The sequence below is a fragment of the Plantibacter sp. VKM Ac-2876 genome, assembly GCF_015350715.1.
GTDB classification, from domain to species: Bacteria; Actinomycetota; Actinomycetes; order Actinomycetales; family Microbacteriaceae; genus Plantibacter; species Plantibacter auratus.
In genome coordinates this window covers 349,387-366,763 of record NZ_JADKSI010000001.1, presented here as the reverse complement: position 1 = coordinate 366,763, position 17,377 = coordinate 349,387, and the positions used below count along the sequence as shown (strand labels likewise).

The window sequence follows — 17,377 nt, the reverse complement described above, 5'->3', positions numbered from 1 at the left end:
CACCGCTCCAGAAGGGAAGCAGCCATGTCCACGCCGCCGATCGCCGTCGATCCGCCCTCCATGTACACGAGCCCCGCCTTCGCGCAGGGCATGATCCTCCCGGCCGGCCCGACGCTGTTCATCGGCGGGCAGAACGGCGTCGACGCCGAGGGCGCACTCCTCGACGGCCTCGGTCCGCAGACGGAACAGGCGCTCCGGAACGTCCTCACGGTGCTCGCCGAGGCCGGTTCCGGGCCCGAACACGTCGCGAAGCTCACCATCTACCTCGCGCCAGGGATCGATCCGTCCGACGGCTACGCGGCGACCGCGGCGGTCTGGGGTGGTCGCCGGACCGCGGTGACGGTCGTCTCCGTCGCCCCGGCACGCCCGGGAGCGCTCGTCGAGATCGACGCGGTGGCGGCGGTCCCCGCGTCCTGACCGCGCGAACCCGTGCGGACGGCCCGCCGGTACGCTGAGGGGATGCCCGAGTTCTCCTTCGACGCGCTGCGCCGGTTCCCCGATCACGAGGCACCCAACCTCTTCGCCGTCGACGCGACCGACCGGCTGTTGCTCGACGAAGCGGCCGCGGCGCTGAACGGTCACGTGCCGACATCCGGGGAGATCGTCGTGGTCGGCGACGCCTACGGGGCGCTCACCCTCGGGGCCATCGCGCTCCTCGGGGCGACGGACGTCCGGGTCCACCAGGACGCGGCGGTCGGCGAACGCGCGCTCGCCGCCAACGCCGAACGCCTCGGCGTCGACGGCGGATTCCGCAACCTGCCGCTCGGCGAGGAGCTGTTCACGGGTGCATCACTCGTCCTCCTCCAACTCCCGAAGCACCTCGAAGCCCTGCACGAGATCGCCGCCGCCGTGGCCCGTTGGAGCGCCGCCGACGTCCGTCTCCTGGCCGGTGGCCGGGTGAAGCACCTCACGCCCGCGATGAACGAGGTCCTCGGTCGGAGCTTCTCGACCGTCACCGCGAGCCTCGCCCGTCAGAAGTCCCGGGTGCTCCGCGCGAGCGACCCGGCGACCGACGCCGTCGAGGGCGAGCGTGAGGAGGGCGACTCCACGGCCTCGACCGCGCTGCGCACCGAGCACCATGCCGACATCGGTCTGACCATCGCCGCCGCCGGCGCGGCGTTCGCCGGCACGAAGCTCGACATCGGCACCCGCTTCCTGCTCGAGGCGCTGCCGGAGATCGCGCCCGACGCCCGGACGGCCGTCGACCTCGGCTGCGGCACCGGCGTCCTCGCGGTGTCGCTCGCCATCGCCCGGCCCGAGCTCGCGGTCATCGCGACCGACCAGTCCGCTGCAGCGGTCGCCTCGACCACCGCGACCATCGCCGCCAACGACGACGCCGACCGCCGACTGGCCGAGCGCATCACGGTGCTCCGCGACGACGGCCTGTCGATGCAGCCGGACGCGTCAGTCGACCTCATCGTCCTGAACCCGCCGTTCCACAGCGGGACCACCGTCCACACGGGCGTCGCCCATGACCTGTTCGCCGAGGCCGCCCGTGTCCTGCAGCCGGGTGGCACCCTCGCCGTCGTGTGGAACTCGCACCTCGGCTACCGGGCTGCCCTCGAACGGCTCGTCGGTCCGACGACGCAGTTCGCGCGCAACCAGAAGTTCACGGTGACGGTCTCGCGCGCCCGGGTCGCCGGCGAGCCGCGTCCGTAACTCCTGCTGCTTGGACCGCTCGACGAGCACCGGCCGCTCGGGCACCGGCATCGTCGACGGTCCGGACGGGTGTTGCAGGAGTCGTGGACGTCAGGCGGCGTTCCAGAGGCGCTCGATGCGCTCGCGGAGCGCGGTCTCCTCCGGGGACTCGTCGGCGTACTCGGAGGCGTCGATCGTGATGGTGTCGATCGCGTCGAACCACCACGTCCCCCGTTCGCCGTCGACGCCGATCCTCGTCCAGGTCCCCGGCGCGATGCCGGCCTTGACGAGCCCGATCGCCGCCCCGAGTGTCGCGTCGTCCGCCGCGCGGACGTCCACCTGCAGGCGGCCGGCGCTGCCCTCGAACGAGGCCAGCGAGCCCGATGCGGCCAGCTGCTCGACCAGGGTGAACAGCGATGCGGCCTCCGCGCGAGAGCCGCTCACCGAGAACGTGCCAGGGCCGCCGTTCGCGACAGGGCCACCGACCCGGAGCGATTCGACGATCGACGCCGCCGGCAGCGCATCGAGGGCGTCGAGGGAGGCGCGACCCGCCGCCGGATCCGACACGGTGATCCCGAGGCGGTCACTCGACGCCGCGATCGCGGTCACGCCGGGCACCGCGCCGAGAGCCTGGACGACCGGCAGCATGTCCGCCGACTGGACGCCGTCATCCCAGGTGACGATGCCGCCCTGGATCTCCACTGCGACGTTCGCCGGAACCGCACCCGTCGCCACCGCGGTCGCGGCGGCCACGTCGTCGACGCTCGCGATGCGGAGGTCGAGGGTGTCCGGGGTCAGCGTGGCGCCGATGACCTCGAACTGCTCGGCGACGGCCAGGTAGGCGGCACGGGTCGTACCGGGGTCGCCGCTGACCGTCGCGTCGTCGTCGACGCCTGAGGAGATGGAGAACCGCGCGTCCCCGTCCCAGTTGGGGAAGCCGGGGGCCGCATCGTCGGCATCGTCCTCGTCGGGTTCGGCCGGGTCGACACCGTCGTCGCTGCGGCCGCTGACGACCGCGGCGGCATAGGCGGGTGTCGCGTCGGCGGTCGCCCTGGCCAGGTCGTAGGCGGCGAGGAAGTCCTCTCCGGGACGCGCCACGAGGGTGAGCGAGGACGCACGCGCACCGTCGGTTCCAGCGGAGGCGAGCTGCAGCTCGCCTCCCGGCACGCCCTCGTCCTCGAGCGAGGCGAGCAGCTCCAGCTGGGTCGCGTTGTCGGCTCGTCGGTCGAGGACGGACAGGGTGAACTCACGGACGGTGAGGTCGACGCCCTCCCACGTCGCTCCGCCGCTCCGCTTCGCCTGCTCGTTCAGGAATCCACCGATGCGGTCCACGATCCCGCTCAGTCGATCGTCGGTGACGTCGTCGTCCATGAGCACCGACGCCGATGCCGTTCCGCTCCACGGCAGGGTGTTGCTCCCGGTCGTGTCGACATCGGCCACCTCCGGGACGCCGTCCAGGAGCTGCTCGAAGTCCCGCCCGGCGGCGGAAGCCGCGTTCACGTCGCCACAGCCCGAGAGGCCGAGGACGGCTGCCATGGCGAACAGCGCCGTGGCGGCGGTCCGGATCGTGCGGTTCTGCGGCATGAACCCACCCTAGGAGCTGCGCGCCGCAGCCCGCGTCGGGGTGCTCCCGACGTCTCAGGTGCGGCGCCGAGTGTGCCCGTATGCTGGCCCGATGTCCGAGCCGTCCACCCCTGCAGACGGAGCACCTCGCGGCTCGCGCCGCCGAGATCAGCACGATCTCACCGCGGTCGAGCGCTGGATCGACGACCGGGCCAACCGGCTCCTGCGCGACGCCCCCGATGGCGGTGCGCGGGCGAAGGCCGTCGAGTTCCTCGTCTTCGGGGCGAAACAGGCGTGGGCGTGCATCTTCGGCGCAGCGATGCTCGCGGTCATCGTCGCCGCCCGCCTCTGGTACCCGGACGACGTCTGGCTCGCCCGGAACGACGCGCTCGTCGTCGCTGCCATCGTCATCCAGGTGGTCATGATCGTCACCAGGCTCGAGACGGGCCGCGAGCTCTGGGTGATCGTCCTGTTCCACGTCGTCGGGACGGGCATGGAACTGTTCAAGACCGGGGTCGGATCGTGGGAGTACGACGGCGGCGGGGTCCTGCACCTCGGCGCCGTGCCCTTGTACACCGGGTTCATGTACGCGGCCGTCGGGTCGTACATGGTCCGCGTGTACCGGCTCTTCGACCTCCGGTTCGACCGCTATCCACGGGTGTGGCTCACGACGATCATCGCCGCCGGCATCTACGTCAACTTCTTCAGCCAGCACTACGTCGTCGATCTGCGATGGGTGCTGCTCGCGGCCGTCCTCGTCGTGTTCGCGCGGACGATGATGCACTTCCGCGTGTTCCGTCGGACGCACCGCATGCCCGTGCTGGTGGCGTTCCTGCTCGTGGCCTGCTTCATCTGGATCGCCGAGAACATCGGGACGATCACGGGCGCCTGGCTGTACCCGAATCAGGAGGACGGCTGGCAGCTCGTCCCGCTCACCAAGCTGGTGTCGTGGTTCCTCCTCATGATGATCTCGGTGGTGATGGTCACCTGGGTGTACCCGCCGAAGCGCCCCGATCGCCTCCCGACCTGAGCCGCCTGCTGTCAACGGTTGCTGAAGGCTGTCCCCGCACCGGGTAGGGTTCGGGAGTGAGCGACCCGATCCCGGTGATCGCTCGTCCCCTCCGGAGAGCAGCCATGGCCCAGCGTCAGCCCCAGGACCCACGATTCCGTGATCGTGGCGGCGCTCGGCCAGCCCCCACGCAGTCGGGTCCCGTTCAGCCGGGCCCGGCCCGGCCCGGCCCGGGTCGACCTGCCGCCGCTCCACGGCCCGCACCACCGACCGTCGGCATCGCAGTCCCGGCCGCGGCTGCCGCACCCCTGCCGCGGACCAACCACCTCTTCGCCGGTGCGCAGTTCGCGTTCATCGCCTCGATCCTGATGCTCGGGCTGTACATCGGGCTGACCTCGACCTGGACCCTGCTGGAACCCGACTTCCTCATCGGGCTCTCCCTGACGGCGGCGGCGACGTCCCTGCTCTTCGCCGTGCCACCGTCCGGCGCGCTCCGTGGTCTGCTCGTGCTCGTACCGACCATCGACATCCTCGCCGTCGGGTTCTTCCGCGACACCCTGCCGAACCTGCCGACGTCGGGCCTCCTCATCGTCATCCCGGTGCTCTGGCTCGCGGGTGGGTTCGGGGTCTCGGCACTGCCCGTCCCGGTGTTCGGGGCGATCTTCGTCTCCCTCATCCCGGTGGCGCGCGCCGGAGCATGGCCGACGACGCCGGGCGGGTGGGGTGCGATCTGCATCCTGCCGGCTCTCGTCCTCATCATCTCCGTCACCGTGCACCTCGCCGCCCGTCAACTCCGTGCCCATGAGGGACGCGCGCGCATCGCGCTCGCCGCGGCGACGGAGGCGGCGGCCGTCGCGACGACGGTCTCGGAGTCCGTCGACGCCGCCGTCGCCTTCTTCCGACCGGACGGCACGGCCGCGCTCCGCAACCAGGCGACGTACGAACAGGCCGAGCTGGCGGGCTTCGACCGGAAGACCCGTGCCGGCGTGCACGTCTACGGACCGGACCGGAAGACCCGGCTGCTTCCCGAGGAGCAGGTCATCAACCGGGCGCTGCGCGGAGAGAGCTTCCGTGGCGAACTGTACTGGGTGGGGGAGCCGGGAAACCAGCGCGCCATCATCGGGAACGCGCGACAGGTGCACACCGACGACGGGACGTTCGTCGGTACCATCACCGTCGGTCACGACGTCACCGACCTCGCCGACGCGGTGGCGCTGCGCGAAGCGTTCCTCATCGACGTCTCCCACGAACTCCGCACCCCGCTGACGTCGATCATCGGCTACCTCGACCTCCTCACCGAGGGGCACGACCTGCGGCAGCTCGGACTGGAGCGGGAGGTCTCGACGATCCAGCGCAACGCGGAGCAGTTGTACGCGATCATCGGCGACCTGCTCGCGGCGGGCGACGCCGAGATGCGGGTGCGGATCGCGCACACCGACATCGCCGACATCGCCCGGGCGAGCGTGGGCGCGATCCTGCCGCAGGCGTCGGAGGCCGGTGTCATCGTCCGAGCCGAGATCCCTCCGCACGTGGAACTGGAGGGCGACGGCGGCCGGCTCCGCCAGGTCCTCGACAACCTGCTCTCGAACGCGGTGAAGTACACCCCGCGAGGTGGGCGCGTCGTCCTGACCGTCGCGGTGGAGGGGAAGACCTGCACCGTGAACGTCGCGGACACCGGCATCGGCATCTCGCCCGACGACCAGCGGCAGCTCTTCGACCGCTTCTTCCGGGCCAGGGAGGTCCGCGACGAGGCCCGGCCCGGTGTCGGCCTCGGGCTGTCGATCGTGAAGTCCATCACCGAGGCGCATCACGGCTGGATCACCGTGTCCAGCCGCCCGGGCCGCGGCTCCACCTTCACCGTCACGCTGCCACTCCGCCAGCCGCGCGCCGGCGCACCGTCCGCTTCCTGAGTCGGACGCCGTCAGGGAGGCGCTGCGGCACGCATCGTGGGAGGCTTGGAGGATGGCGCAGATCCTCGACCAGCCGATCGTCGACGAGGCGACCCTCACCATGCAACCGTGGGTCACCATCGTGTGGAACGACCCGGTGAACCTCATGTCCTACGTCTCCCTCGTGTTCCGCAGCTACTTCGGCTACACCCACGAGGAGGCGGAGCGACTCATGCTCGCCGTGCACCACGAGGGCCGCGCTGTCGTCGCCACCGGTAACCGCGAGGAGATGGAGCGCCACGTCGAGGCCATGCACGGGTACGGGCTCTGGGCCTCGCTCGCGAAGGCCGACGCATGAGCGCGTTCGTCCGTCCGCCCGTCGGACCCGTCGTGCTCCGCCTCGACGAGCAGGAGGCCTCGATCCTCAAGCAGTTGGCGAGCCAGCTCGTCGACATGCTCGAGGACGCGACCCGCGCCGGGCTGGCGACGGCCGTGGAGCTCGACCCCGCCATGGCGCGACTGGTGCCGGAGGGGTACCGCGACGACCCCGAGGCCGCCGCGGAGTTCCGACGCTTCACCGCCGACGACCTCGTCGGCGGCAAGGTGGCCGCGGCGCGGACCGTCCTGGCGGCGCTCACCGCCGACGCGTCCGACGCGGCTCAGCCGACGGACGTCCCGGTCGGGCACGAGGACGGTGCAGCCGTGACCCTCGAGGGCGAGACGGCCTGGACCTGGCTGCGGTTCCTCAACGACACCCGGCTCACCATCGCGGCTCGACTCGGCATCGAGGAGGACGACGCGGAGCCGTTCGACCCGGCTCCGACGACCTCGGACGACGAGCAGGATCCGCAGCTCATGATGGCGATCTACGCCTGGCTCGGGTACCTGCAGGAGTCGATCGTCGCCGTCCTCGACGAAGCCTGAGTCGCGGCGCCGGACACCTGCGACCCGGATGCCACGGGTAGCCTTGGTGACCATGCACATCCTCGTCTTCAGCGACCAGCACCCCGAGTCGTCCGGCGGGGCCCAGGTCTCGATCCGGCTGCAGCGGCGCTTCCTGGAGGCCGCGGGGCACACCGTCACGGTGTGCTCGCCGCGGATGCACCAGGCGCACGACGACGACCCGCACTATCTCGACACCCCCTCGATCCCCATCACGCTCGACCGCGAGTACTCGATGACCGTGCCAGGACGGCTCACCGACCGCTGGCTCGACGCACGTCTGGCGGAGCTGCCCCCGGTCGACGTCGTCCACGTGCAGGCCGACTTCTGGCAGGCGCTCACGGCCTACCGCTACGCCGAACGTCACGGGATCCCGGCCCTCCACACGATGCACAACCGCATGGACGTCGGCATCGAACAGACCATGCCTGCGCCGGGCCTCGTCGTCGGAGCCCTGTCCTGGTGGCAGCGCCGGGTCCTCCGGCCGCGGCTCTCGACCCTGCCGACCGGCGTCTGGTCCTACCTGCAGGAGTTCGCCAAGCGTGCGTCCGTCGTCATCGCGCCATCGCATCACTTCGCGCGCGTCCTCCGCGAGCAGGGGGTGACCGCCCACGCCGAGGTCCTGTCGACGGGCGTCGACGACGCGGTGCTCGACGAGATCCTCGACGAACGCGCGACCACGCTCCACGTGCCGCACCGCCTGCCGTCGTTCGTGTGGATCGGCCGCTTCAGCCAGGAGAAGCGGCTCATGGAGTTCCTCGAGGCGGTCCGGCTCGCGGACGTCGACGCGGTGTTCCGCCTGTACGGGGCCGGACTCCTGCTCGCGAAGGCCCAGGCGTTCGTCGCCGAACACGATCTCGCCGACCACGTCGTCTTCGCCGGTCGTGTCTCGTATCCCGACTCGCTGCGCGCGATCGCCGACGCCGACGCCCTCGTGCAGACGTCGATCGGGTTCGAGACGCAGGGCATGACCGTGTTCGAGGCGGCCGCACTCGGCACACCGTCGATCATCAGCGACCCGAACATCGCGGCGGAGCTCCCGGCCGACTCGATGTGGCAGCCGACGGACGGCGGGGTCGAGGCGCTCGCCGAAGCGATCCGTCGTGCCGTCGCCGACATCGAGGCGGGTACCGCGCCTGTCGTCGCACCGGGCCTCGCCCGCACCCTACGCCAGTCGACGCAGACCACCCGCCTCATCGCCCTGTACGAGGCAGCCCTGGCGCCGGAGGCCGCGCGCTAGCATCGGCTCATGCGCAGGACATCGAAGCAACAGCCCGGGCCGGACGGCGGCGAGCGCGTCCTGATCCTGTCGGCCGGTGTCGGGTCCGGACACAACAGCGCCGCCGCCGCCGTGGAACAGGCGTGCGCCGGGCGTCCCGACGTCGTCGAGGTCGAGGTGCTGGACGTCCTGCAGGCGAGCACCTCCCTGTACCGCGACGTCCTCGGCAAGGGGTACTTCGTGCTCGTCGAGGAGACGCCCTGGCTCGTGGAGTGGGGCTACGACCTGAGCGACGCGCCGTTCCGTCGTCGCGGCCCGCTCGACCCCTGGACGCGGGCGAACGCGATGCCGGTGGTCAGCGCGATCAAACGCTTCAGACCCACGGCGATCATCTGCACCCACTTCCTCCCGGCCCAGTTGCTGGCCTCGCTCATCCTCCGCGGCGCCGTCGACGCCAGGACCGCGATCGTCACCACGGACTACGACTTCCAGGGGCTGTGGCTGACGAGCGCCTTCCACGCGCTCTTCCTCGCCCGGGAGGAGGGACGGGTCCAGCTGACGGCCCTCGGTCTTCCGCCCGACCGGGTCGTGGCTTCGGGGATCCCCATCGCCGCTCAGCCGAGCGCCCCGGCCGAACGCGACCCGGCGGCGCCGCCCATGCTGCTCATCTCGGCCGGCGCGTCCGGCGGTGACTACGCGCTCGCGGTCGTCCGACAGACGCTGCACCTCCGGTCGCCGTTCACCGCCACGATCGTGTGCGGGCGGAACGAGGCGCTGCGGCGGAGCGTCGAGGACCTCATCGCGCCCGGCGACGACCGCTACACCGTGCTCGGCTTCACCGACGAGATGCCGCAGCTCCTGCGCCGAGCCGACCTGTTCATCGGCAAGCCCGGAGGACTGTCGGCGTCGGAGTGCATGGCCGCCGGGCTGCCGATGGTGCTCGTGAACCCCATCCCCGGGCAGGAGGTCCGCAACGGCGACTACCTCATGGAGCAGGGTGCGGCCGTCCGGTGCAACACCGCGACGACGATCGGGTGGAAGATCGACGGGATCCTCGGCGAGCCGGGTCGTCTGGCGCGGATGCAGGCCGCAGCCCGACGGGTCGGTCGCCCCGACGCGGCCCGCGACGTCGTCGACCGGCTGCTCGACGGTCCGGCACGACCGTTCGTCGTGACCCGGGCAGCGCAGAAGACGATCTTCGACGCGAGCGCCCGACGGGTGGTCGCGAGCGAGCTCGAGGGCGAGTCGGCCCTCGTGCGTCTCGTCGACCCGGCGGCCTCCAGCACGGTGGCGCTGCTCCGGGCCGGTGAGCTGGACGACCTGCAGCAGCGCTACACCGGGCCGGACGGCACCCTCGTGCTGCGACGCGACGACGCCGTGCTCTCCGTCCGGCGCGACACGCAGCGCCTCCTCCGCGCCGTCCTCGGACGGGACGACGAGCTCGCCGTGCGGGTCGAGGGCCTCGCCGACCTCGAGTCGGCCGGCCCGAGCTGATCGGCTCGGGTCAGCCGGCTGTGTCCGGCAGTCGGGTGGGGTCGTCGTCGAGGTCGCTGTCACCGATCCGCAGCGGGGTCGCGTCCGCCCACGTCGACGGGCTGTGCTGGGCGGCCTGCAGGGCCCAGTCGCCGGTGCGGGGCGACCAGCGGCGGGTGGCCGGGTCGCGTTCGAGCGTCGGTGTCGGATCGAGGACGATCCGGACGATGCGTTCCTCGCCCGGCTGCAGGGTCACCTTCCGGAACCCGAGGAGCTGTGCGACCGGTCGATCGAGTGCGGTGTCGGCGGCGTAGAGCTGGACGACGGTCGACCCCTCGCGGTGACCGGTGTTCGTCACGAGGACCTCGGCGGTCCCACCGGTGTCGTCGAACCGGTGCCCGAGCAGGCGGTGGTCGATCGTCGTGTACCCGAGGCCGAAGCCGAACGGGAAGGCCGGTGTGTGGCCCTCCTCGTCCAACCGCCGCTGACCCCAGCGGTCGTCGTACACGACGGCCTTCGCCTCGCGGTCGAACGGCGGCAGGTGTGAGGGATCGGTCGGGATCACGAAGGGCAGTCGCCCGCCGGGCTCGACCACACCGGTCAGGACGTCGGCGAGGGCACGACCGCCCTCCATCCCGCCGTACCAGGCGAGGACCAGGGCCGGGACGCGGTCACGCCAGGCTTCGGTCAGGATGGCGCTTCCGCCGATGAGCACGACCACCGTGCGCGGGTTCGCGGCGGCGACGGCCAGGATGAGGCGTTCGTCCGAGGGCCGGAGGCGGAGCGAGGTGCGGTCGCCGCCGCGCACGAACCGCGACGCCAGGTGCGCGACACCGGTGATGGCGCTGCGGAGTCGACCCGAGTCCAGGGCCGCCCCGAGGACGCCGACGTCGACGCCGCCGGTGACGACCGACTCGCCCTCGTCGTGCTGGTCGAAGCCGACGACGACGATGGCCGTGTCGGCGGCCGCCGCCGCAGCGACCGCGGCCCGCACGTTCCCGGCCGGGGTGGTCGTGATGTCCGCGTCGGGGAGTGCCTCACGGAGCCCCTGCAGCGGCGAGACGGTGGTCGGCGGACGGACGCGCGACGAGCCGTGGTCGCCGAGGTTCGCCCGATCCGCGAGACGACCGACCACCGCGATCCGACGGGTCGTCGCCGACAGGGGGAGGAGCGGGACGCCGTCGCCGACCGGGCGGTTGCCGAGGAGCACGATCGACTCCTCGGCGACGTGTCGGGCGAGCGCGCGATGGGCCGAGCCGGCGACGACGTCCGCCGAGGGCTGCGGTTCGGTGCGGGTCGCGGCGTGCAGGAGGGCCGTCCGCAGGATGCGCCGGGCCGAGCGCAGGACGGTGGCGTGGTGGAGGGTGCCGGCCCGCAGGGCGGCGGGCAACTCGTGCGCCCGTCGCAGGCGGAGCGGCATCTCCACGTCCATCCCGGCTTCCAGGCTGCCGACGGCGTCGTGCGTCCCGAAGACCCAGTCGCTCGTCACGAAGCCTGTGAAGCCCCACTCCTCCCGCAGCACCTCGGTGAGCAGCGGACGGTTGACGTCCATGTACTCGCCCCGCACCCGGTTGTAGGCGCTCATGACCGAGTCCGCGCCGGCGTCGATCACGGCTTTGAAGTGCGGCAGGTAGACCTCGTGCAGTGCGTGGTCGTCCACGGAGACGTCGACCTCGAACCGCTCGTCCTCCATGGAGTTGAGCGCGAAGTGCTTCACGCACGCCATCGTGTGGACGCGGACGCCGCGGGTCATTGCCGACCCCATCCGGCCTGTCAGCACCGGATCCTCGCCGTAGCACTCCTGTGCGCGGCCCCACGCGGGATGGCGAAGGAGGTTGACGCAGACGGACGCCGAGTAGTTCGCGCCGCGGATCCGTGTCTCCGCACCGATCGCCTCACCCACCTGCTCCTCGAGCACCGGGTCCCAGGTGGCCGCCCGCGCCATGGTCACGGGGAACGCGGTGGACTCGCCGATGACGACACCGCGGGCGCCGTCACTGAACCGGATCCCCGGGATCCCGAGCCTGGGGACGGCTCCGGCCACGAACGGACGCCGGTGGAGCAGCACGGGGATCAGCGGGAGGAGTCGGCGCGGGGAGTCGCCGTCGAGCAGACCGAGGAGCTCCGCGTCGGTCAGCCGCTCGATCAGTCGTTCGGCGCCTGCGTCGGCGTCGAGGCGTCCGGCGCGGATCTCCCGCACGACCTCGTCGTAGGCGTCGCCCTCGGGTGGTCCGCCTGCGCGGCGCTGCTTCGGCGGACGCGCGTTCCGGCGCCCGGTGACGATTCCCATGCTCTGCATTCTGCACCCTCGACCGACGTGCTGAGCCCCGACGCCCGACCGCGCGATCCGCCGCACGGTGGAGGACACCTCGGCGGACGCCTGCGAGGATGGGACGATGTCGGGACACGAGGGGGAGTCGGTTGCCGCGATGCAGCCGCTGATCGAGGCGGACGGCGTCGGAGCGGTGATCGACGGGGAGACTCTGCTGGCGCCGACGGACATCCGGGTCGAGCGGGGGATGGCGCTCGCCGTCCGAGGCCGCAACGGGTCGGGCAAGACGACCCTGCTGCGGATCCTCAGCGGACGGCTGCGCCCGTCGAGCGGGACGGCGACGATCGGCGGCCGGACCATCGACGACCGCGACCGCACGGTGCGTCGCTCCGTCTCGGCCCTCATCGGCACCCCGGCCTACGCGCCGGACCTGACGCTGCGCGAACACCTGCGTTACATCTCGACGACGTGGGGTGTGACCGGCCAAGCGGCGGACGACGCCGCCGACGAGCTGCTCGCGGCCCTGCGCATCGACACGCTCGCGCGCCGCTTCGCCACCGAGCTGTCCTCGGGTCAGTCGCAGTTGTTCGCCCTGGCGACGGCGCTCGTCCGGCCCTTCGACGTCCTCGTGCTCGACGAACCGGAGCAGCGCCTGGACGCCGAGCGGCGCGGCCTCGTCGCCGACCGCATCCTGCTCGCGAAGGAGCGCGGGGCGGCGATCGTCTTCGCGAGCCACGACGCAGGGCTCGTCGAACGGGTCGCCGACGAGGCGATCACGGTCGAAGCCCCGTGAGCACCGACGCCGGGCGCATCTCGCGCGACGACCGTCGGATCCTCCGCGCCGGACGGGCGGTGCTCGCCGCGCGCGACGGGCGTCCGCGGGTCGCCGACGTCGCGTTCGTCGTCTACGCCGCGTTGCTCGTCACACTCATCGTGGGTGCTCCGCTCGTGCGGTTCGCAGTCCTCGGACTGATCGAGCCGGATGCCGCGGGCGTCGTGGCGGCCGTCCGGCCCGGGGCGGTCGCGCTGCTCTCGGCGATCGCGACGATCGTCGTCGTGCTCGGTGGTCGGACGAGGGGACCGGTCGTGCCGAGGCCCGCGGCGGTGCAGTTCCTCGCCGATTCGCCACTGCCGCGTCGGCTCACGCTGCGTCGTCCCTTCGTCGCCTCCGCGCTCGCACTCGCAGGGCTCTCGGTCCTCGTGGCCGGGGTGGTCGGCTTGTCGCGACTCCTGGTGCCGGGGGAGCGAGCCGCCGTCTCGATCGGCGTGGCCGCCGACACGGCCTCGGTGATCGGCATGACCGGACCGACCGTGCCCGCCGCCGTGGTGGCGTTCGTGATCGGTGCCGTGGGCTTCTCGCTGCTCCTCGCGGTGGCATGGCTGCTCGGTCAGCACGGTTCGCGACGGACGGTCGCCGCCGTGGTCATCGTCGCCGGTGTGGGCGGAGTGCTCGGTCTCCTCGTCCCCGGCATGCTGCTCGTCTCCCCGTGGGGGTGGCTGGGGCTCCTCTGGTCGCCGGTCGCGGGCGGCATCGAGGCCATGGTGCTCGGCATTGCACTCGCGACGAGGGACTGGGCGGGGCTCTTCACCTGGGGTGGCGGCGGTGGCTGGTTCGCGTCGGTGGGGGTGCCGGTGTCGTGGTGGCCGGCGGTGGCGCTCGTCCTGCTCGGGGCTGTCTCCCTCCTGCTCGTCCCGAGGGCGCTGGACGGGCTGCGGAGCGGACCCCTCCTCGATCAGGCGCTGCGCTGGCAGCGGGTCGGGATGATGCTGCAGAGCGGCGATGCCTCGGGTGCCGTCGGCGGGCTGCGAGCCTCCCCGACGACCGGTCGCCGTGTCGCGCTGCGGATGACCGGGCCGTTCTGGCTCGTCGTCCTCCGGCGGTCGATCGTCGGCGCTCGGCGGACACCCGGGCGGGTCGCCCTCGGTTCGCTGATCCTGGCGGCGTCCGGTGCGGCGGTCGGTCTCTCCTTCGGGCTCCCGGACGGTGTGCGGTGGATGCTCGCCGTCCCCGCGGCGTTCCTCGCCTACCTCGCGGTGGGCGTCTGGTGCGACGCGGTGCGGCACGGGGTCGAGAGCGCCGGGACGCCGACGCTCTACGGTCGGAGCCCGCGCTCGCTCGTGCTCGCCGGAGCCGTCGCCCCGCTGTTGGCCGCGGTCGTGATCGGTGGGATCGGTGCTCTGCTCGGGGTGCTCGCCTCCGCGGCACCGGGCGGGATGGCGCTCCTCCAGCCGCTCGGGTGGTGGCTGCTGCTCGCGGTCTGGATCGTCGTGCTCCGCACGTTCGACGCCGCGAAGGGACCACTGCCGATCCTGCTGCTCATGCCCGTCCCGACGCCGTTCGGCGATGCGTCGTCGCTGAACGTCCTGCTCTGGCAGTCGGACGCCGTCCTGCTGGCGCTGCTCGTCGGCGGTGGGTTGACGGCGCTGGCACCGGTGGCGCCGGGTGCGGCCGTCGTCCTGCTCGTCGTGGCGCTCGTGATCGTCGCGGCGATGGGGTTCGCGCGGTTGCTGAAGCTGTCCCGGCCGGCCTGAGCCCGAGCGGCCGCCGGCAGGCATGAGAGCCGGAGAACAGCGCGAGAGCCGGACGGAATACGCGATTCCGTCCGGCTCTCGCGCGGATCTCCTGCTGTGGTGCTGGTGGGGTGGACCCTACTTCGCGACCTTGGCGGCGGCCTCGGCGAGCTTCGGGACGAGCTGCTCGAGGACGACGGGGATGCTCAGCACGGACGCCGCGCTGTAGGCCTGCGTGAGCTCGTCGGTGGGGTCGAGGACGATCGCGCGACCGTCCTGCACCACGGGGAGGCTCGCGAGGAGCGGGTCGGCGGTGGTGTCCGCTGCGCTGAACCCGATCGGGAGGAGGACGGCGACGTCGGCGTCGAACGCTGACACCTGCTCGGCGGAGACCGCCGCGTAGAAACCGGAGGCCTCAAGATCGAGGACGGCCGGGTTCTGCTGGAAGCCGAGGTCGGCGAGGATGTCGAAGCGACCGTCACCCTCGAGGTAGGCGCCGTAGGCGTCGCCGAACTTCGTCGCGGCGACGGTGGTGAGCCCGGCGAACTCCTGGTGGAGGTCGGCGGCCTCGTTGATCGACTGCTTCGTGGCGGAGACGAGCGCGTCGCCCTCCTGGGTCTTGCCGAGTGCGGCGGCGACCTGCTCGAGCTGGACGTCCCACGGGGTCGCGAACGCGGCGGTCCCCTTGGGCGCGAACACGGTCGGGGCGATCTCGGAGAGTCGCTCGTACTGCTTCTCGTCGCCGGCGGAACGGGTGTTGAGGATGAGGTCGGGTTCGAGCGCCTGGATCTGCTCGTAGTTGACGGTGTCGCCGCTGTCCTCGATGATCTCGGGGGTCACGTCGCCGAACAGGTCGGTGGCCCACGGGCCGACGGCCTTGTTGTCGGCGCCGAAGGACTGCCAGTCGTACACGCCGACGGGCACCACGCCGAGGGAGAGCGCCATCTCCGCGTCGGACCAGCCGAGGGCGACGACGGTGAGGTCGCCGGCGGGCTCCGGGACGGTCACCTCGCCGAACATGGTGTCGACGGTGCCGAGCGTGCCGGTGGAGGCGTCGTCGGTGGAGGGACCGGCGGTGCAGCCGGCGAGGGCGAGGCCGGCGACCGCGAGGGCGGCGACGGCGGTGAGGGTGCGGGGCATGCGGCGCATGTTCTGCTTTCCGTTGAAGACGTGGGGTATGAGGTAAGCCTAAGCTTCCCAAGTCACGTCCCGATAACGCTTGTGCTTCGGCCAGCGCGGTGCGCTGACGTGAGCGCGGGTCACCGACGCGAGCGCGCCCCTCCGGAGGCCCGCGCTCACGTCCCCTGGGGTGCGCTCACGTCAGCGCACCGCGCTGGCACACGGACCACTTGTGCGACATATGTCCGTGTAGGCATATCTGCTCTGTGGATAACCCTGGGCGGGAGTCTGAGCGCGCTTAGCGTCGAGGGATGCCAAAGACCCTGCTGCCTCGAACCGTTTCCACGCTGGCCTGCGTGTCAGGACTCCTCGGCCTGGTGGCCTGCACCGGCCCAGCGCCAGCCCTGTCGCCGACGAGCACACCTCCGGTCTTCGAGAACGAGGAGGACGCTCTTGCGGCGGTGACAGAGAGCTACCAGCAGTTCCTCGACATCTCGAACACCATCCTCCATGAGGGAGGCGTCAATCCGGAGCGCATCGATGTGATCGCGTCCGCCGACGTCGCGGCGATCGAATACGAGGCCTACTCCCGAATGCGTGATGGCGGCTACAGCACGCGAGGAGATATAACTCTGTCCGGTGTCCAGATTCGCGAGTTCTACAACTCGCCCGACTCAGTCGGAGTTGTCGCTCGAGCATTCGCATGCGAGATCGTCGGCTCCGTTGAGATCTTGGATGCGAACGGTCAACCCCAACCGCAACCTGACCGCCTGCCCGCCATCGGATTCGAGCTATCCCTCGGCGTTGACCCGGCAAGCTCCGGCCGCTTCCTCATCACGTCGAAGGATGCGGAAGAAGGTGCTTCATCATGCGCCTGAAGACGGCAATTACAACGCTCGCCATGGCTCTCGTCGCGGGAGTGACGATCACACTGGCCGCTCCTGGAACTGCGAGGGCCGCGAGTTGCGGGTCCGCAGATGCGATCTGGGGATGCGCTGGCAACGGCTCGGTCGACGTCGGGGGCACCATCGAGCAGCCCGGTTCGGGTGGAGGCGGTGGGTCCGGCGGCGGAACGGGCGGAGGCGACGACGAAGGAGGCGGCTCGGCCGAGCTGCCGCCCGGTGTGACCGACGGGCCCAACGGGGAGCGGACGGTCTGCAGTCTCATGCGGCCTGACGAGTGCTACACCTTCACGCCCGGCGATCTCGGCACCGACCTCGGAGCAGCACCAGTAGCGCAACCCGTCACGATTCACGACGTCGCGAGCTTCGCACCCGCCGCACCCACCGTCACGACCGAACCCGCCGCCTGGGGTGTGCGTGGGCTCCACACCAACGTCATCGCCGCCGCTTCCGGTCACACCCGCACCGGCACGCTCCTCGGCCAGGTCGCGGAGGTGAACTTCATCCCCGTCGGCTTCACCTTCGACTACGGCGACGGCGACACGACCACCACCCGGACCGGCGGATCCACCTGGGCCACCCTCGGACTGGCCGAGTTCTCCAAGACCCCGACGAGTCACCGCTACACGACGGTCGGGACCAAGACCATCACCGTCGAGGTCGAGTACGCCGCCGAGTACCGCATCGGCGACAGCGGGTGGCTTCCCGTCGTCGGAACCCTGTCGATCCCGACCGAAGAACCCCACACGGTGCAGATCGTCCGGAACTCGACCGTCGGCGTCGACAAGCCCTGCCGACCCGGCACACCCGCCATCGGTTGCTGACACCGGCACGCGTCCA

The 17,377-nt window shown here is 71.5% G+C and carries 15 protein-coding genes; 12 read left to right on the top strand and 3 right to left on the bottom strand.

Annotation, left to right across the window (positions count from 1 at the left end; translation table 11 throughout):
• Positions 1-24: 24 nt before the first annotated feature.
• Together ITJ62_RS01670 and ITJ62_RS01665 are read left to right on the top strand one after the other, a co-directional pair.
• The gene (locus tag ITJ62_RS01670) at positions 25-417 is read left to right on the top strand and encodes a RidA family protein (protein ID WP_085511950.1); all 393 of its coding nucleotides are present in this window, start codon (positions 25-27) and stop codon (positions 415-417) included.
• Between the two features lie 42 nt (positions 418-459).
• The gene (locus ITJ62_RS01665; protein ID WP_194599426.1) at positions 460-1,659 is read left to right on the top strand and encodes a methyltransferase; all 1,200 of its coding nucleotides are present in this window, start codon (positions 460-462) and stop codon (positions 1,657-1,659) included.
• Between the two features lie 90 nt (positions 1,660-1,749).
• Here ITJ62_RS01665 and ITJ62_RS01660 read toward each other — a convergent pair whose 3' ends face one another.
• Positions 1,750-3,222, bottom strand: coding sequence for a hypothetical protein (locus ITJ62_RS01660; RefSeq protein ID WP_194599425.1), 1,473 nt, complete (start codon positions 3,220-3,222; stop codon positions 1,750-1,752).
• 91 nt (positions 3,223-3,313) lie between these two features.
• Here ITJ62_RS01660 and ITJ62_RS01655 point away from each other — a divergent pair, with 91 nt between their 5' ends.
• From ITJ62_RS01655 to ITJ62_RS01630, 6 genes are read left to right on the top strand one after another with little or no spacing between them, the layout of a single operon-like run.
• Complete coding sequence (locus ITJ62_RS01655; protein ID WP_194599424.1) at positions 3,314-4,231, top strand: DUF817 domain-containing protein; 918 nt, start codon at positions 3,314-3,316, stop codon at positions 4,229-4,231.
• A 56-nt stretch (positions 4,232-4,287) separates the two neighbouring features.
• Positions 4,288-6,120, top strand: coding sequence for a HAMP domain-containing sensor histidine kinase (locus tag ITJ62_RS01650; RefSeq protein WP_194599423.1), 1,833 nt, complete (start codon positions 4,288-4,290; stop codon positions 6,118-6,120).
• Positions 6,121-6,172: 52 nt separating this feature from the next.
• Positions 6,173-6,457: an ATP-dependent Clp protease adapter ClpS gene (clpS, locus tag ITJ62_RS01645; protein ID WP_056009029.1), complete on the top strand. Its 285-nt coding sequence runs from the start codon at positions 6,173-6,175 to the stop codon at positions 6,455-6,457.
• Positions 6,454-7,023 carry a DUF2017 family protein gene (locus ITJ62_RS01640; protein ID WP_194599422.1) on the top strand — a complete coding sequence of 190 codons (570 nt, stop codon included), beginning with the start codon at positions 6,454-6,456 and terminating at the stop codon, positions 7,021-7,023. Before clpS ends, ITJ62_RS01640 begins: the two co-directional genes overlap by 4 nt.
• Positions 7,024-7,075: 52 nt before the next feature.
• On the top strand, positions 7,076-8,281 hold the full coding sequence (locus ITJ62_RS01635; protein WP_194599421.1) for a glycosyltransferase: 1,206 nt from the start codon (positions 7,076-7,078) through the stop codon (positions 8,279-8,281).
• 9 nt (positions 8,282-8,290) lie between these two features.
• Positions 8,291-9,754: a glycosyltransferase gene (locus ITJ62_RS01630; RefSeq protein ID WP_194599420.1), complete on the top strand. Its 1,464-nt coding sequence runs from the start codon at positions 8,291-8,293 to the stop codon at positions 9,752-9,754.
• A gap of 10 nt (positions 9,755-9,764) precedes the next feature.
• On the opposite strand, the gene ITJ62_RS01625 is transcribed toward ITJ62_RS01630, so the two are convergent.
• Positions 9,765-12,023, bottom strand: a complete 2,259-nt coding sequence (locus ITJ62_RS01625; protein WP_194599419.1) for a beta-glucosidase — start codon at positions 12,021-12,023, stop codon at positions 9,765-9,767.
• Between the two features lie 106 nt (positions 12,024-12,129).
• Between ITJ62_RS01625 and ITJ62_RS01620 the strand changes: the two genes are divergently transcribed.
• Both ITJ62_RS01620 and ITJ62_RS01615 read left to right on the top strand, forming a co-directional pair.
• Positions 12,130-12,798, top strand: a complete 669-nt coding sequence (locus tag ITJ62_RS01620) for an ABC transporter ATP-binding protein (protein WP_228497768.1) — start codon at positions 12,130-12,132, stop codon at positions 12,796-12,798.
• Positions 12,795-14,537, top strand: coding sequence for a hypothetical protein (locus ITJ62_RS01615; protein ID WP_194599418.1), 1,743 nt, complete (start codon positions 12,795-12,797; stop codon positions 14,535-14,537). Before ITJ62_RS01620 ends, ITJ62_RS01615 begins: the two co-directional genes overlap by 4 nt.
• 117 nt (positions 14,538-14,654) lie before the next feature.
• Here the strand turns inward: ITJ62_RS01615 and ITJ62_RS01610 are convergent, their stop codons facing one another.
• The gene (locus ITJ62_RS01610; RefSeq protein ID WP_194599417.1) at positions 14,655-15,656 is read right to left on the bottom strand and encodes an ABC transporter substrate-binding protein; all 1,002 of its coding nucleotides are present in this window, start codon (positions 15,654-15,656) and stop codon (positions 14,655-14,657) included.
• A gap of 290 nt (positions 15,657-15,946) precedes the next feature.
• On the opposite strand from ITJ62_RS01610, the gene ITJ62_RS01605 reads away from it, so the two are divergent.
• Positions 15,947-16,513 carry a hypothetical protein gene (locus tag ITJ62_RS01605; RefSeq protein WP_194599416.1) on the top strand — a complete coding sequence of 189 codons (567 nt, stop codon included), beginning with the start codon at positions 15,947-15,949 and terminating at the stop codon, positions 16,511-16,513.
• Positions 16,504-17,361: a hypothetical protein gene (locus tag ITJ62_RS01600; protein WP_194599415.1), complete on the top strand. Its 858-nt coding sequence runs from the start codon at positions 16,504-16,506 to the stop codon at positions 17,359-17,361. The genes ITJ62_RS01605 and ITJ62_RS01600 overlap by 10 nt, the downstream gene beginning before the upstream one ends.
• Positions 17,362-17,377 lie beyond the last annotated feature (16 nt).

Coding starts and splice junctions, on each gene's coding strand:
- ITJ62_RS01670 (WP_085511950.1), top strand. CDS start 25: ATGTCCACGCCGCCGATCGCCGTCGATCCGCCCTCCATGTACACGAGC.
- ITJ62_RS01665 (WP_194599426.1), top strand. CDS start 460: ATGCCCGAGTTCTCCTTCGACGCGCTGCGCCGGTTCCCCGATCACGAG.
- ITJ62_RS01660 (WP_194599425.1), bottom strand. CDS start 3,222: ATGCCGCAGAACCGCACGATCCGGACCGCCGCCACGGCGCTGTTCGCC.
- ITJ62_RS01655 (WP_194599424.1), top strand. CDS start 3,314: ATGTCCGAGCCGTCCACCCCTGCAGACGGAGCACCTCGCGGCTCGCGC.
- clpS (WP_056009029.1), top strand. CDS start 6,173: ATGGCGCAGATCCTCGACCAGCCGATCGTCGACGAGGCGACCCTCACC.
- ITJ62_RS01640 (WP_194599422.1), top strand. CDS start 6,454: ATGAGCGCGTTCGTCCGTCCGCCCGTCGGACCCGTCGTGCTCCGCCTC.
- ITJ62_RS01635 (WP_194599421.1), top strand. CDS start 7,076: ATGCACATCCTCGTCTTCAGCGACCAGCACCCCGAGTCGTCCGGCGGG.
- ITJ62_RS01630 (WP_194599420.1), top strand. CDS start 8,291: ATGCGCAGGACATCGAAGCAACAGCCCGGGCCGGACGGCGGCGAGCGC.
- ITJ62_RS01625 (WP_194599419.1), bottom strand. CDS start 12,023: ATGGGAATCGTCACCGGGCGCCGGAACGCGCGTCCGCCGAAGCAGCGC.
- ITJ62_RS01620 (WP_228497768.1), top strand. CDS start 12,130: ATGTCGGGACACGAGGGGGAGTCGGTTGCCGCGATGCAGCCGCTGATC.
- ITJ62_RS01610 (WP_194599417.1), bottom strand. CDS start 15,656: ATGCCCCGCACCCTCACCGCCGTCGCCGCCCTCGCGGTCGCCGGCCTC.
- ITJ62_RS01605 (WP_194599416.1), top strand. CDS start 15,947: ATGCCAAAGACCCTGCTGCCTCGAACCGTTTCCACGCTGGCCTGCGTG.
- ITJ62_RS01600 (WP_194599415.1), top strand. CDS start 16,504: ATGCGCCTGAAGACGGCAATTACAACGCTCGCCATGGCTCTCGTCGCG.